A 14,246-nucleotide genomic window follows, 5' to 3' on the forward strand; every position below is an offset into this window, starting at 1 on the left:
ACCGCACCTTACGATCCCTTCTCCCTTCTGGGGAGAGGGGCAACCTCACTCTCATAACCCCATCACCCTCTGTCGCGGACATAACAACATGAAAGAACTTGTGGTCGTTGCCATTGGTGGCAACAGCATTATCAAAGATAACGCCAGCCAGTCGATTGAGCATCAGGCGGAGGCGGTAAAAGCCGTCGCCGATACGGTGCTGGAAATGCTGGCTTCCGATTACGACATTGTGCTGACCCACGGCAACGGGCCGCAGGTCGGGCTGGATTTACGCCGCGCGGAGATTGCTCACGAGCGCGAAGGGCTGCCCTTAACGCCGCTGGCGAACTGTGTGGCGGATACGCAAGGCGGCATTGGCTATCTGATCCAACAGGCGCTGAACAACCGGCTGGCGCGCCACGGCGAGAAAAAAGCCGTCACCGTGGTGACTCAGGTGGAAGTGGATAAAAACGATCCGGGATTTACTCATCCCACCAAGCCCATTGGCGCATTCTTCAATGAAAGCCAGCGTGACGAATTACAAAAGGCAAACCCTGACTGGCGTTTTGTTGAAGATGCCGGACGGGGCTATCGCCGGGTTGTCGCCTCGCCGGAACCGAAACGTATTGTCGAAGCACCGGCCATTAAGGCGCTGATCCAACAAGGCTTTGTTGTGATTGGTGCGGGCGGCGGCGGAATTCCGGTGGTGCGCAGTGAAGCAGGCGATTACCAAAGCGTGGACGCGGTTATCGACAAAGATCTCTCTACCGCGCTGCTGGCGCGCGAAATTCATGCCGACATTCTGGTGATCACCACCGGCGTGGAAAAAGTGTGTATTCACTTTGGTAAACCGCAGCAGCAGGCGCTGGATCGGGTGGATATTGCCACCATGACCCGCTATATGCAGGAAGGGCATTTCCCGCCCGGCAGCATGTTGCCAAAAATTATCGCCAGCCTGACATTTTTAGAACAGGGCGGCAAAGAAGTGATTATCACCACGCCGGAATGCCTGCCAGCGGCGCTGCGCGGTGAAACGGGCACTCATATTATTAAAACGTAAGGACGTAAGATGAAAGAAAGCAATAGCCGTCGTGAGTTTTTGAGCCAGAGCGGTAAGATGGTCACCGCCGCCGCGCTGTTTGGTACGTCTGTGCCGCTCGCCCATGCGGCGGTCTCTGGCACCACAAACTGCGAAGCGAATAACACCATGAAAATCACTGACCCGCACTACTATCTCGACAACGTGCTGCTGGAAACCGGTTTTGACTACGAAAATGGCGTAGCGGTGCAGACCCGCACGGCGCGCCAGACCGTGGAAATTCAGGACGGCAAAATTGTTGCCCTGCGCGAGAACAAGCAGCATCCGGACGCCACGCTGCCGCACTATGACGCTGGCGGTAAGTTGATGCTGCCCACCACCCGCGACATGCATATTCATCTCGACAAAACCTTTTACGGCGGGCCGTGGCGCTCGCTCAATCGCCCGGCAGGCACCACCATCCAGGACATGATCACGCTCGAGCAGAAAATGCTGCCGGAGCTGCAACCTTACACTCAGGAGCGGGCGGAAAAGCTCATTGATTTATTGCAGTCGAAAGGCACCACCATTGCCCGCAGCCACTGCAATATCGAACCAGTTTCCGGCCTGAAAAATCTGCAAAATTTGCAGGCGGTGCTGGCGCGACGTCAGGCGGGCTTCGAGTGTGAAATCGTCGCCTTCCCGCAGCACGGTTTGCTGTTGTCGAAATCGGAACCCTTAATGCGCGAAGCGATGCAGGCGGGGGCGCATTACGTCGGCGGGCTGGACCCGACCAGTGTTGATGGCGCGATGGAAAAATCCCTCGACACCATGTTCCAGATTGCGCTGGACTACGACAAAGGCGTCGATATTCACCTGCACGAAACCACGCCAGCAGGCGTGGCGGCCATCAATTATATGGTTGAAACTGTAGAGAAAACGCCGCAACTGAAGGGCAAGCTGACCATCAGTCACGCCTTTGCGCTGGCAACGCTTAACGAGCAACAGGTGGATGGACTGGCAAACCGCATGGCGGCGCAGCAAATTTCTATCGCCTCGACGGTGCCGATTGGCACGTTGCATATGCCGCTCAAACAACTGCACGACAAAGGTGTAAAAGTCATGACAGGAACTGACAGCGTTATCGACCACTGGTCACCTTACGGCCTGGGCGACATGCTGGAAAAAGCCAATCTGTACGCGCAACTCTATATTCGTCCTAACGAACAGAACCTGTCTCGCTCACTGTTTTTAGCCACCGGCGATGTATTGCCGCTCAATGAAAAAGGCGAGCGCGTGTGGCCAAAAGCGCAGGATGACGCCAGCTTTGTGCTGGTGGACGCCTCCTGTTCCGCCGAGGCGGTGGCGCGCATCTCGCCGAGAACGGCGACGTTCCATAAAGGACAACTGGTGTGGGGGAGTGTGGCAGGGTGATACGCATTTAATATGTCTGCAACGGTGAACAGTAAGAGATTTAAGCCCCAGGGAGTGGGGCATGAGTATATCGGCAGTATCTTCGCTTCTCCTGAACAGGATAAATTGTGTGTGGCACCGCTAGCCACACAGCAAATCTTGCGAGCCGCCTTAAGCATCCGGCAACGCAAAACACTTCACCGGTTTACCGTCTTTCATTTCCACCAACATGCGGCTGGTCTGCAACGGCTTATCCAGCATATTTTGCTGGAATTGGTCGAACGCCTGGCGGGCTTCCTTAATTGCGACTTTTTGCGGCATTAAGCGGTTGTTGCACCATTTTCGCAAAATGACTTTATTGGCGCTGGTGGTATTCGCCTGTTCCGCTACGGCGCTGATGCTATCAATTCGTGACTGTAATTGTTTTTCTACCTTGCTGATAACCGTATCGAACTGCGCATAATGATGTTCTATAGCCTGCTGGCGGCGCTCTACCAGCATCGTCTGACCCTCACTATGGCTGACCAGATGCAATGCTTGCCCGCGTACCTTCATCGCTAAATCCCACTCCATCGTCCGTTCTTCGATAATTTTTTGTTGCGCCTGAATTTTACTGGTGATTGTTGCGCTACTGAAAAAACTGCCGTCATTTATAGAGGCTACCTTCTCGCCAGCAAAGGCAATATCCGTCAACAGATGATCCTGGAGCGTTGAAAAATCCTTTTCGATAGCTTCAAGTATTTGCCGTATTTCTGGCGAAGATTGCCCCTCAATGACGACGGGCGTGATTTGCTGTAAATACTGAATAGCGCCGACAATTTCAGATTTGCGGGCATTGTTCTGGAATGCAGAAATCTCCCGAATAGTTTCAATTATCTGCGTTAGTTTGTTGCTGATATCTGCCAGATGTTTTTGCGCCAGTATCGCCGAGGCGACATTCAGTAATATGCCGGCATTGACCAATTGATTCAGTTTGTCAGGGTTTAGCAAAACTGCGTGCGCTTTAATTCCTTTTTCCCCGAGACTGAAACCACGGTATCCCGAGCCATCTTTCACTTTCGCCAGTGCGCCATCAATAATGACTTCCATATAGTGATGACTGGCGATATGGGCGGCGGTGGCGAGCGAAGGAAGCGTCTGTAAGAGTGGGCTTAAGCGTGAAATTTCAGTAATGTCATGCCGTACCAGAGTGTCGGGATGGGTAATTTTATTTAAAGCGATAGACGATACAGTTAAAACGCGCTGCGACTTTTCATTTTCAAACACCCAGCGATTGTCATAGTTTGCGGTTGAAATTGTCGTTGATGATACCGATTCACTCAGACGGTGATGGCGGGAATTTTTTAAGCGAATCCAGGCAATTTGCACCACACAGGGCAAGGTGATTCGGAACGCCGGGTTGGAAATATCATAAGCGGTATATAAGCCGGTGAGGGCTAACCCGACAGGACCGGTGAGAACGCCCAACACGCGACCTATCCCCAGACCCGCAATTAACGGTAGTGCCTTCCCCGTGGCGATCTGCGCCAGACCGCTTGCTACCATTGCCGCACGTTGCAAAAGTGGCAGCTCCATACGTGACAGCTTATCCAGGCTGATACTGGTGTTAATTCCCATATCACGGAGAAGCTGACGGCGATCGTCATCTGACATTTTGTTCCAGGATGAAGCGAAAACGGCATCAATAATCAGTGATTCTTTTTCTTTTACCGGGGCATTTTTCGCGACTTTAATTTTCAGATGGCTGGCGACATCGTCAACAATTTCGCTATAGCTAACGCCATTGCGTCGGAACAGATTAATCACGGTGTTACCGCCAAAATGTTGCAGTTCGCGAATCAGCAAACGCAATGTTTCCTCATCAATAGCTTCGCTATTTTTACCATCGCGCAAGGCCTTTTTAACGCGGTCAGACTGGGAAAAATTAAATTTTCCGTCTGGCGTAATGTAATCAATCAGCAGATCGATATCGTTTTTGTCGGCGTTCAGTAGCAGAGCAACCAGCGTTTCATCGCCCTTAATGTCAATTTCACTCATTTAATTGTCTCGTTGAATAGTGACTGGACGTTATTAGAAGCAGCGCGCCCCATGAAAAAGTTTCATACGTAAGTCTGGCGGCGAAAAAATAAAATCCCCAATCTTTGTGTCATAAAGCATAAATTCTGTGAATTATTTTCACCAAGCGATTTAAATTTCTTACGTATGCGTGTGATCAATGTTTTTGTGAGATATATAACGTTTTATTGATGTAAAAATCGAGACTTTTCCTATAATGAGCGGGCGATTTTTTTCCTTGCTGGTGATGTTCTGCCCTGCAAATTTCTTTTCCTTCACTCAAGGTATTTAGATGTTTTCGCTGACTTCGTTCCTCGACACGTTAACCTCTGTTAATCCAGAAAATGTGCCGATTTATGTCGCTATTGTGGTTGGGGTTTTGTTGTTGGGTTTCATTGTCCGTTACGCTATTCCTTCATTTAGGGTTTCAGCGCGCTTTAAACAAAAAGCGAAAGCAATTCGGGGACTTGGCAATGAAAAACCGGCACAACAACTTGAAAAATTAGACGCGTTATTCTCTGATAAATTTTTTGCGCACCCCTGGAGCGAATTTAAAGAGTCTCTACATCGCCAGTTTGAGTTTGATGAAAATAGCGGGCAAAAAAAAATTAGCGCCATTCGCTCAACAGCTCCAGCGTCAGCATGGTTTACGGAACCGTTATTAGTCGAAATTCCTCTCTATACGGAAGCGTTTAAACATCTTCCAGGCATCCTGACCGGAATTGGGATCATCGGTACCTTTTCGGGGCTGATGATTGGTTTGCACCATTTTGACCCCAGCACGCCAGAGCAGGTCAGCGCCAGCGTTGCTAATCTTTTACGCGACGTTCTGTATGCGTTTTTAGGTTCGGCGTTTGCTATTACGTTTTCCATTCTGGTCACCATGTTTGAAAAATGGCGACTGGCGCAATGCTATAAAAACCTTGAACTCCTTACCGCCAGCATTGACCAGCTTTTTGAAGGCGGCGTCGGTGAAGATTACCTTTCGCAACTTCTTTCCAGTACTAAAGAAAACACCACCCATGCGCGGCAACTTAAGGATGGTCTGGTCACTGACCTGCGCGAAATGCTGCAAAACCTGGTGGATAGCCAGATGCGGGAAAATCAAAAGCTGGCAGAGACATTATCAACAACATACCGCGAGTCAGGCCAACAGTTTGCTGAACAGGTCAGTGGTGCTATCGAAACCAGCCTGAAAAATCCGCTGGATAAAATTGCTGGCGTGGTGCAAACCGCCTCCGGCGATCAGAGTCATCGTGTGCAGTCGATGCTGGAGAACGTCCTGACCGCCTTTATGAGCAAAATGGATAACACCTTTGGTCAGCAGTTCACCACCATGCAGGAGATGATGGGGCGTTCAGTGGAAGCCATTCAGTCTATGCAAAGCGGCTTCTCAACGTTGTTGCAGGATATGCGTCAGGCCGGGGATGACTCACGTCAGGGCAGCGCGCAACTGATCTCTCAACTGTTAAGCGAAATGAAAAGCGGTCAGCAGGAGATGCAGGCAGGGATGAATGAGATGCTGCGCAGCTTGCAGGAGTCCGTAGCCCGTATTGGCGCAGAAGGCGAAGGCGCGGGCGAACGGATGGCGCAACAACTGGAAAAAATCTTTGCCGACAGCGAAGCGCGTGAAAAAGCGATGGCGGAACAGATGCGCGCGTTTATTGAGGCTATCCAGTCCAGTGTTCAGCAAGGGCAAAATGAAACCATGGAGAAAATGGCGGCTTCCGTGGATACGCTTGGCAGCCATATGGCGACGCTCTTTGCACAGCTGGAAAATGGTCAGCAGCAACTTAATCAGCAGCAAAACCAGGCGCAAAATTTGCTGATGGGCAATATGAGCAAAGGTGTCGAAACGCTGACGCAAAACCTGGCGGGTGTATTCAGCCAACTGGAGTCCGGGCAAAAACAGATGAGCCAGACTCAGGAACAGGGGCAACGCGTGCTGCATGAAGAGACTCAGCAGCTTCTGGCACGTAGCGAAGCACGTGAGCAGGCGGCGGCTGAGCAACAACAACAGTTTATGACGTCGTTACAGCAAACCATGCATTCAAGTCAGGATGCCCTGCGAGAAAAAATGACCAGCGGTATCGATCACCTGGGTAGCCAACTTGGCAACCTGTTTGGGCAACTGGAAGAAGGCCAGAAGTCGCTCAGCCAGCAACAGCAATCAGCGCAGAGTGCGTTACAACAGGAAGCGCAGCGAATCATTGGTCAGCTTGAAAGTCAGGTTGAGTCGCTGATGCAGATGCTGCGTGAACAGCAATCGGCTTCAGGCGAGCTGCTGCAACGGATGGCGAAAAACACCACGCGCCATCTGGAAGAGATACAAACAGGAGCCGATAAAATGCGCGTGGCTGCAGACCGCTTTGAAGCTGCGGGCGATCGTGTCGCCGAGGCTAATCAGTTGACCGCCGAGGTGCTCAATGGCACGCAACAGGCGGGGCGCACGCTTTCCAGTGCCAGCGCGGAGTTGGGGGCATTGATTGCTGATTATCGTAATACCCGCGAAGTCGTGGCGAATGCCATAACGGCACTCGAAACGCTGATTAACCGTAGCCATGATGAACAATCATCGCGCAGCCGTTTTGTTGACGATCTGAAAGCGTACTCTGAACGCCTGCAACAATATAACCGTGAGGCTCAGGAGTTCCTGCATAACATTGCCGAGGTAATGGGAACCAGTTTTGAATCCTTTACGACCGGAGTGGAAAACGGCCTGAATCGTTCACTGCAAGAGATGGATACGCAACTGACGAAAGCGGCGGGAGCCTTAAGTTCTTCGGTTGAGATTATCGGTGAAAGCGTGGATACGCTGGAAACAGTACTCCGTCATCGTCGCGCGTAAGGAACAGGCTGATGTTTAACCGGGTATTTAATGGCAGGCAACGGCGCAGCGATGAAGCGGAAAAACCCTTCTGGATCTCCTATGCAGACCTGATGACCGCCATGATGGTGCTGTTTCTGGTGGTGATGGTGGCGTCACTTAGCTCTGTTACGCAGCGGATCCAGCAGGCGGAAGCGGGGGAGAAATCGCGCGGGCATGATATCGCTCGCCTGTGTGAAAAACTTGAGCTTCAGGCGAAAAATCTCAACAAGACGATTCAGGTTGACTGCCATGACAACCGTATCAGCTTTGGTGAAGCCGGGCGTTTTGAGCACAATCGCTTTGCGCTTAACGCCGAAGGATTGCAGGCGCTACAGGATGTGGTGCCGTTAGTGCTGGAGGCGGCAAATAGCGATGAAGGCAAAAAATGGTTTAAGCAAATTGTTATAGAAGGTTTTACGGATACTGACGGTTCTTATCTCTATAACCTGCACCTTTCGTTGCAACGCTCGGAATGGGTGATGTGCAGTTTGCTGGATAGCAGAAGCGCGCTACAGCAAAAAATAACCCCGGAACAGCAAGTCCAGATCCGCAAATTATTTCTGGCGGGCGGGGTTTCGTTCAACAATGCGAAAGAGAGCAAAGAAGCCAGCCGTCGCGTAGAACTGCGGATGCAATTCTTTGGCCTGAAAGACAAAAAGCACGACGAAAGCATGGATGTTGTTCCTGGCATTAGTCCGGAAACCTGTCAGTTGGGAGCCATGTAATGACTTCCGCTATTGAAAAACTGAAAACCCGTTTGCTGCCCTATCGGGAGCAGAACGTGCAGCCGACGGTAAGTCATACTTTTCACTATCTTCAGCGCGTTATCGCGCAACTTGAGAGGAAGGTAGATGCTCGCGCGGTGCAGATGGTTCCCCCTCTGGAGAAACGCCGACAGGCCATTGCCCGGCTGCGTGCGGGGGATACACCAAAGCCCTTCGAGTGGAAGATGATTTTTTTTGGCCTTAATGACGTGGCAGAAGGCGATCTGTTTGAAATTGCATTGATTGATGATGCAACAAACTTCGCGAGGATTATCGCCGAAATTGAACAAAAAATTGCGCAGCAGCGGTTAACACGCCGCGAATGGCTGGCGTTATGTACCAGCTACTTTGGTCATTCCAGCGATACGCCGGAAAAGAATCCACAGTGGCTTCAGCTACGCACGCAGATTGCTCGCGGCTTTCAACAGCTAAAAGAGAGTGCGCCGCGTCAGATGTCCTGGATGTCGGTCATTGACACCTATAGCGATATTTTTACCGATAATGCAGGTTTTCTTCTCGGACAACAGCTTGGGCGTGGAGAAATCACGGATATTTCGGTGCTGGAGAAAGTCGCGCAAATTCCGCAAACCAGCTGGTTATGGCGCAAAATTGTTAACCACCTGGTCAATGAGATTTTTTGCCTGACTGACGATGCTTTTCAGCAGAAAATTAATTCTCTTATCGCCTTAAGCCGCCAGCTTACGCGGTTTAAAGATAATATTCTGGCAGCCACTCTGACCCGTTATTATCAGTCGGCTTTTAAACATCAAACGCATTTCGAACTCAAGCAATTAGCCCTGGAATATTGGGGAAATCCGCAGTTAACCAGCCGTAATAAAAGCTGGCAGGTTCACGTTGAAAATCCCGTATTACTGATGGTGCAAGGATGGTTCGCTAAAGACGACCTGAAACTGTTCTTTGAATTGCTGAAAGGCAATCGGGATGTTGACCATGCGCGCCTGTTCTACTGGCTACGTTTTGCCAATCAAATGAGCTATACGCGCATTGTGCTGGGCGAAGATGCGCTGCGATCCAAAGATGCCGATTATGTTGAATTCAGGGCGAAAAACGCAGGGCGATTAAGCCGCCTGCAAGGTTCTGGTTCACGCGATAACAATGCCATGATTATGCGCATTGGTGATTATCTGTTTGTCGAATTTTCGAAAGTGGGGGCGATGTATGCCTACCATATGGGGAATGCGCCTTTTAATCCGGAAACCGGCATTCTTGATATTGATTATGATTTGAAAGATAAGCGGAATAACCGCCGTAAAGTCCGGTTGCGTTTACCGCATTTATCGCCAGTATTTCTCTACTCACTCAACCGAATTGAGGGGTGGATGAGCCGATATGATGAAGAACTTCGTAAGCTGGGTATTGATTACGTTGCGGAAGATATAAATCAGTCCTCTGTCACTTTGGATATCTCTCGCTTCAATGCGTCAAAGACCGTGAGTCGGCCTGAACCTGCATCGTTACCTGAACGTGAAGTCAGTGATGTAAAGTCAGACCGGGAAGAGCAAATCAAAATCATCGCCTCCTCGTTAAAAGCCAAAAAAGAGCTCCCTGGCCGGGAACAGCAAATCCGGGAGATTATTCGTTCGGTCGATTGCAAAGTGATGGATAAACGAGGGCTGGGGGGCGCAATCCACATTCAGTTCAATGAACCTGACCATGAAGCGGCACAAAAATTACTCAGCCTTGGGTTTAAACCGGTGCTGGGTAAATTTACTTACTGGAGCAAATAGTGTTCAAAAAATTGTTGGGTAAATTTATTAAAGAGAATACCTCACTACCCGCTTCATTTGTGCCGCTGTATGTAATGAAAGAAGAGGGCTTTGCTTTCCCCTTTAGTCTTGCCGATAGCGAAGATAACTGGCCTGTCGCCTCATGCTTGGAACAGCTTCATGAGGAAGATTATGTTTCTCACTGGTCTGATTGCTGGTTTCTTAGCTGGGATGATTTTTATCGCATCCTGAAAAATGACGACTATGCCAGCAGTCTGGCGATTTTTGCTTTCCCTCCACAGCGCAATCTGACGGCTCATCTTGCTGCAACAGGAAGCATTAGCGATGACACTTTTCGCGTTTTCATTGATAAATGGACTCTGCCTGACGACTATCGCCCTGTTGAGATAGCTTGCACAGGTGCCAGTTTTTCCTCTGCGGAAGGCACCTTTGTGTTAAGTGAAGAGAACTGGCAGCTTCTGGACGCACTACAGCAACTCAGGTTGCAGCAGCGACAGACGCCGGGCGAAACGGTCAACCAAACCAGTTGGGCCAAAATACGGCGGCAGGCCAAAAAAGCAGGGGCAAAACTGGATGACTATCTTGCGAAAACGATCGTCATCAGGCCGGAATCGTTGCAGTTAAAACTGCGAAAATCGCTGGTGGTGGATACTCCAGTGCTGGAAATTGAACCTGTTTTTGATGAGCAGCCTGCCAACTGGTTACAGAGTTTTGACCGCACGCAACAGGTGCAGGATCGTTACCGTGTTTTAGGGGACGATGGTGTCTTAAACCATGTCATTCTTTCTCCTGAAGTCAAAGACGTCCTGACCTCCGTGCACGCTATTACGGGGCGTCGCGTGGCGGGGGATGATGCGCTCTCATTTGTTCGCAACCCCTATACCTGGATTGGTGAAGAGGCGAGCCAGGTGCTCGATCCTGACGTTTATGAGCAGAATTTACAGGACGCCGGGATCTACTTTTATGATTTCCGCCTGGAGCCGCAGATTGATGAAAACAGGCAAATTGCGTCGGTAACGCTTATTCTCAGTCCCAGAACTGAGCAATCTGTGGCGGATGAAACCTATATCTTTAAACGACCTGGTGAACTGGCGGCGTTGCTCTCTGAACTGGAACAAAAGTTAGCGGCACAACTGCCCGCTGGAGTCTGGCAGGGTTACGATCTGGAGCTTTCCAGATTCAGCCAGGAAGAACTGCAAGGTTATCAGGCATTGCTTGAAAACTGGCAGCACCAGGCGGCGGGAATGAATTTTACCCACGTCCTCGATCTGAACAAATACAGCGACCGGGTTATCGGGATCGGTGAATTTGAAAAAATAAGTTCGCCTTATCTGGTCAAAAGTGAAAGTGAAAAATGGCTTCCGGAGAACCTTGCGCAAGAGATGTGCGAGGCCATGTTCTCTGGCTGGGATCTCGATAATCATCAACATTTTCAGGAACTGGAAGAGCGGCTGGAAGAGGCAAAAGCCACGGATGCGCCGGAAGTCGCCATGCCCTGGAACGACAACCTTTTGCCCCGTGAAGAAGCAGAAATTTTCCACGATAAATGGAAAAAGAAAATCGACGGTGAAACAAATGATGGCGTCAGTAGTGAGCCGGTCAGTCGCGCCGTTCTGCTGATAGAACAAAATATCGAGCAGGCGCTGTATGTTAAACAACGGCGGGACTCTTTGCTCGGTGCACATCAGGCAGAAGTCGAACTGCCGATGATCCTCAAAACGTCCATTCAGCTACGTGAACACCAGCGTAAAGGGGTAGCGTGGCTCCAGCAGTTGTATCTAAAGTCGCCAACCGAGACGGCGGGATGTTTACTGGCAGACGATATGGGGCTGGGTAAAACCTTACAGATTCTAACTTTTCTCATCTGGCACCGTGAACGTTTCCCGGATGCGCCTCCTTCGCTGATCGTTGCTCCGGTGTCGTTACTCGATAACTGGGAGCGTGAGGTTGGGAATTTCTTCCTGCGCGAGCAGGTGTCGATTTTAAAACTCTACGGTAATGAACTTAAGGCGAAGAAATGCGCGAAAGAGAGCATTCCTCAGGCGCTTAAAAGTAAGGGGATTAAGAACTTACTGCAAAGTGACTGGGTGGGGGACGCGCATATTGTTCTTACCACCTATGAGACGTTGCGCGATCAGGAATTCTCTCTGGCTCGTCAGCCCTGGTCCATAATGGTGTGCGACGAAGCGCAGAAAATTAAAAATCCAGCGGCATTAATTACCCAATCGGCAAAAGCCATTCAGGCACAATTTAAAGTCGCATGTACCGGGACACCGGTCGAAAATACCCTTGTCGATCTGTGGTGTTTATTTGACTTCGTGCAGCCAGGTTTGTTGGGGGCTTTGAATAATTTTGGTAAAGATTATCTGCGCCCCATTGAGCAACAGAATGATAATGCTGTCCTCGAATCGCTACGTAAATTAATAGAACCGCAGACGCTGCGCCGCACCAAAGAAGAAGTGGCGAAAGACCTGCCGGATAAGATTGAAGATCAACGCTGTAAACAGTTGAATATGCTGCCATTGCAACGGGATCTCTATACCCACTCGGTTGCAAGCTGGCAAAACCAACAGGAGATCAGCGAAGGGCTGGATCAACGAGGCTCAGGTATGCTGGGGTTACTGCATCGCCTGAAACTTATTTGCGCATGGCCTTATTCCGTCAGTGCAGATTTGCGCTTACGGAACGATGCCCCGAAAGTAAAATGGCTGCTGGAGACATTAAATACGATTCGCCAGTCATCCGATGACAAAGTGATTATTTTTACAGAACTGCGCGATATTCAACGAGAACTGCAACATCTGATTGCGCAGCACTTTGGCTTTAAGCCTTTTATTATTAATGGTGATACCAGCACCAAATCTGGCAGCGATCAAAATCGTCAGAGCCTGATCGATGCATTTCAGTCAACGCCCGGTTTTAACGTCATTATTTTATCCACCATTGCGGTTGGGTTTGGCGTCAATGTCCAAAAAGCAAATCATGTCATCCACTTTACCCGTTGCTGGAATCCGGCGAAGGAAGATCAGGCGACCGATCGGGCCTACCGTATCGGGCAGCAGAAAGATGTTTACGTCTATTATCCGACGGTGCGTGATAGCCAGTTAATGACTTTTGAAGAAACGCTGGATGAATTACTGAACCGACGCCGGGCATTGGCGAGAGATATGCTCAAAGGGGCAACCGATCTGACCGCCGCAGATTTTGAAGCGGTGCTGGCGGGTACACCGCAGGCGTAGGGAATGCAATGGGTGATGCTAAGACTCAAAAAAGCGTGCGGAGTTGTCTTCGCTATAACCGGGCGAGTAAATCGACAGGGATTCGTTATTGCTTTATTAATGAACAATAAAGACATTTTGTGAATGTATGAGTTGACATTCATATGAAAAAAATCATAATTCCGTCATGTTTGCGTAGGGCACTTTCTGTATCTTATGCATCGCACCAGGGCCTGACAGAAAATATGTTGTAAGGTTCGTATCAAAAAACCGCCATTAGCTCATCAGGAAGAGCAGACGACAACCAGGATTGTTGTATGGTACGGGGTTCGAGGCCTCGATGGCGGTCCAACTTTTCAATCGTATTAATTACCAATCATCAGCTTATTGCCGCGTCACCCCTTCATAAATCAGCCGTAGCGCGAATACACCAATAATCATCCCAATAATCCGACTGGCGACCTGCTGCATACGTCCATATGCGCGACGCACGGCAGGTAAAGAAAACGCCTGACTAAGAAATACACGCCAGATAACAGACGCGAACACGATCCCTGCCCAGGCCATTAAACGCGCCCAGGTCGGCGTTTCTGCACTTAACGTCACTGAGAAGATACTGATAAAAAATAAAACTGTTTGTGGATTAGAGAGATCGGTAATGAGTCCACGGCGGAAAAATACATACCAGGAGGCACTAAGAGGCTGCTGTAACGCGCTCATCTGTGGTGTTGATTGTCGGCGCATACTGTTCCAGGCAAACCATAAGAGATAAGCACCGCCGACGATTTTAATGAGTGAGAAAATCTCTTCACACTGGGTAATGAGCGTTGCCATCCCAAACAATCCCAGCCCGGAATAGATGGCGTCGCCCAGCGCCACACCAAGTCCGGTGAGTACGCCCGCACGACGACCTGAAGCCAGACTGGTTTGAACCACGACAAAGAGATTTGCGCCTGGATTAAAAAACGTGATGACGAACAGCCCGACGGTCAGGTAAACGGCGTGCAAAGGATCCATAGTGATTTCATCCATAAATAAGCTGAATTAACTTCATCATATTTATAGTAAAAATGACTGAATGCGAGCGCGATCACAAAGAATGTTGATCTAAAAAGAGTGCCACCCGCACGTGACGGGCGGCAAAGTGGCATTAAAAGAGATATTTCATGCCCAGCATTCCCT

The 14,246-nt window shown here is 49.8% G+C and carries 9 protein-coding genes and 1 pseudogene; 7 read left to right on the forward strand and 3 right to left on the reverse strand.

Features of this window, described 5'->3' with window-relative positions:
- Positions 1 to 88: 88 nt before the first annotated feature.
- Together HEM79_RS18240 and HEM79_RS18245 are read left to right on the forward strand one after the other, a co-directional pair.
- Positions 89 to 1,039, forward strand: a complete 951-nt coding sequence (locus tag HEM79_RS18240; protein ID WP_000661661.1) for a carbamate kinase family protein — start codon at positions 89 to 91, stop codon at positions 1,037 to 1,039.
- 9 nt (positions 1,040 to 1,048) lie between these two features.
- Positions 1,049 to 2,431, forward strand: a complete 1,383-nt coding sequence (locus tag HEM79_RS18245; RefSeq protein WP_176242046.1) for an amidohydrolase family protein — start codon at positions 1,049 to 1,051, stop codon at positions 2,429 to 2,431.
- 150 nt (positions 2,432 to 2,581) lie between these two features.
- Here HEM79_RS18245 and HEM79_RS18250 read toward each other — a convergent pair whose 3' ends face one another.
- A complete protein-coding gene (locus HEM79_RS18250) occupies positions 2,582 to 4,447 on the reverse strand; it encodes a hypothetical protein (protein ID WP_176242047.1) in 1,866 nt (621 codons plus the stop codon).
- 310 nt (positions 4,448 to 4,757) lie between these two features.
- Between HEM79_RS18250 and zorA1 the strand changes: the two genes are divergently transcribed.
- The 5 genes and pseudogenes from zorA1 to HEM79_RS23180 form a co-directional block, all read left to right on the forward strand.
- Entirely contained in the window at positions 4,758 to 7,313 is a 2,556-nt protein-coding gene (zorA1, locus tag HEM79_RS18255; RefSeq protein WP_000492263.1) for a type I Zorya anti-phage system protein ZorA1, read from the forward strand.
- Between the two features lie 11 nt (positions 7,314 to 7,324).
- Positions 7,325 to 8,059 carry a type I Zorya anti-phage system protein ZorB1 gene (gene zorB1, locus HEM79_RS18260; RefSeq protein ID WP_176242049.1) on the forward strand — a complete coding sequence of 245 codons (735 nt, stop codon included), beginning with the start codon at positions 7,325 to 7,327 and terminating at the stop codon, positions 8,057 to 8,059.
- On the forward strand, positions 8,059 to 9,846 hold the full coding sequence (gene zorC, locus HEM79_RS18265) for a type I Zorya anti-phage system protein ZorC (protein WP_176242051.1): 1,788 nt from the start codon (positions 8,059 to 8,061) through the stop codon (positions 9,844 to 9,846). The genes zorB1 and zorC overlap by 1 nt, the downstream gene beginning before the upstream one ends.
- Positions 9,846 to 13,085 (forward strand): type I Zorya anti-phage system protein ZorD, encoded by a 3,240-nt coding sequence (gene zorD / locus HEM79_RS18270; protein ID WP_176242053.1) that lies wholly within the window; start codon positions 9,846 to 9,848, stop codon positions 13,083 to 13,085. Before zorC ends, zorD begins: the two co-directional genes overlap by 1 nt.
- Before the next feature lie 190 nt (positions 13,086 to 13,275).
- Positions 13,276 to 13,423: pseudogene (locus tag HEM79_RS23180) on the forward strand (hypothetical protein); the annotation flags it as partial.
- Positions 13,424 to 13,448: 25 nt separating this feature from the next.
- On the opposite strand, the gene HEM79_RS18275 reads toward HEM79_RS23180, so the two are convergent.
- Both HEM79_RS18275 and HEM79_RS22500 read right to left on the reverse strand, forming a co-directional pair.
- On the reverse strand, positions 13,449 to 14,081 hold the full coding sequence (locus tag HEM79_RS18275; protein WP_176242056.1) for a LysE family transporter: 633 nt from the start codon (positions 14,079 to 14,081) through the stop codon (positions 13,449 to 13,451).
- On the reverse strand, positions 14,054 to 14,246 hold a 193-nt coding region (locus HEM79_RS22500), incomplete at its 5' end, for a hypothetical protein (protein ID WP_207105870.1). The genes HEM79_RS18275 and HEM79_RS22500, both read right to left, overlap by 28 nt.

It is taken from the genome of Escherichia sp. 93.0816, from assembly GCF_013368855.2.
Lineage (GTDB): Bacteria > Pseudomonadota > Gammaproteobacteria > Enterobacterales > Enterobacteriaceae > Escherichia > Escherichia ruysiae.

Excerpts from the sequence above, each read along its gene's own strand:
- HEM79_RS18240 (WP_000661661.1), top strand. The coding sequence starts at position 89 with ATGAAAGAACTTGTGGTCGTTGCCATTGGTGGCAACAGCATTATCAAA.
- HEM79_RS18245 (WP_176242046.1), top strand. The coding sequence starts at position 1,049 with ATGAAAGAAAGCAATAGCCGTCGTGAGTTTTTGAGCCAGAGCGGTAAG.
- HEM79_RS18250 (WP_176242047.1), bottom strand. The coding sequence starts at position 4,447 with ATGAGTGAAATTGACATTAAGGGCGATGAAACGCTGGTTGCTCTGCTA.
- zorA1 (WP_000492263.1), top strand. The coding sequence starts at position 4,758 with ATGTTTTCGCTGACTTCGTTCCTCGACACGTTAACCTCTGTTAATCCA.
- zorB1 (WP_176242049.1), top strand. The coding sequence starts at position 7,325 with ATGTTTAACCGGGTATTTAATGGCAGGCAACGGCGCAGCGATGAAGCG.
- zorC (WP_176242051.1), top strand. The coding sequence starts at position 8,059 with ATGACTTCCGCTATTGAAAAACTGAAAACCCGTTTGCTGCCCTATCGG.
- HEM79_RS18275 (WP_176242056.1), bottom strand. The coding sequence starts at position 14,081 with ATGGATCCTTTGCACGCCGTTTACCTGACCGTCGGGCTGTTCGTCATC.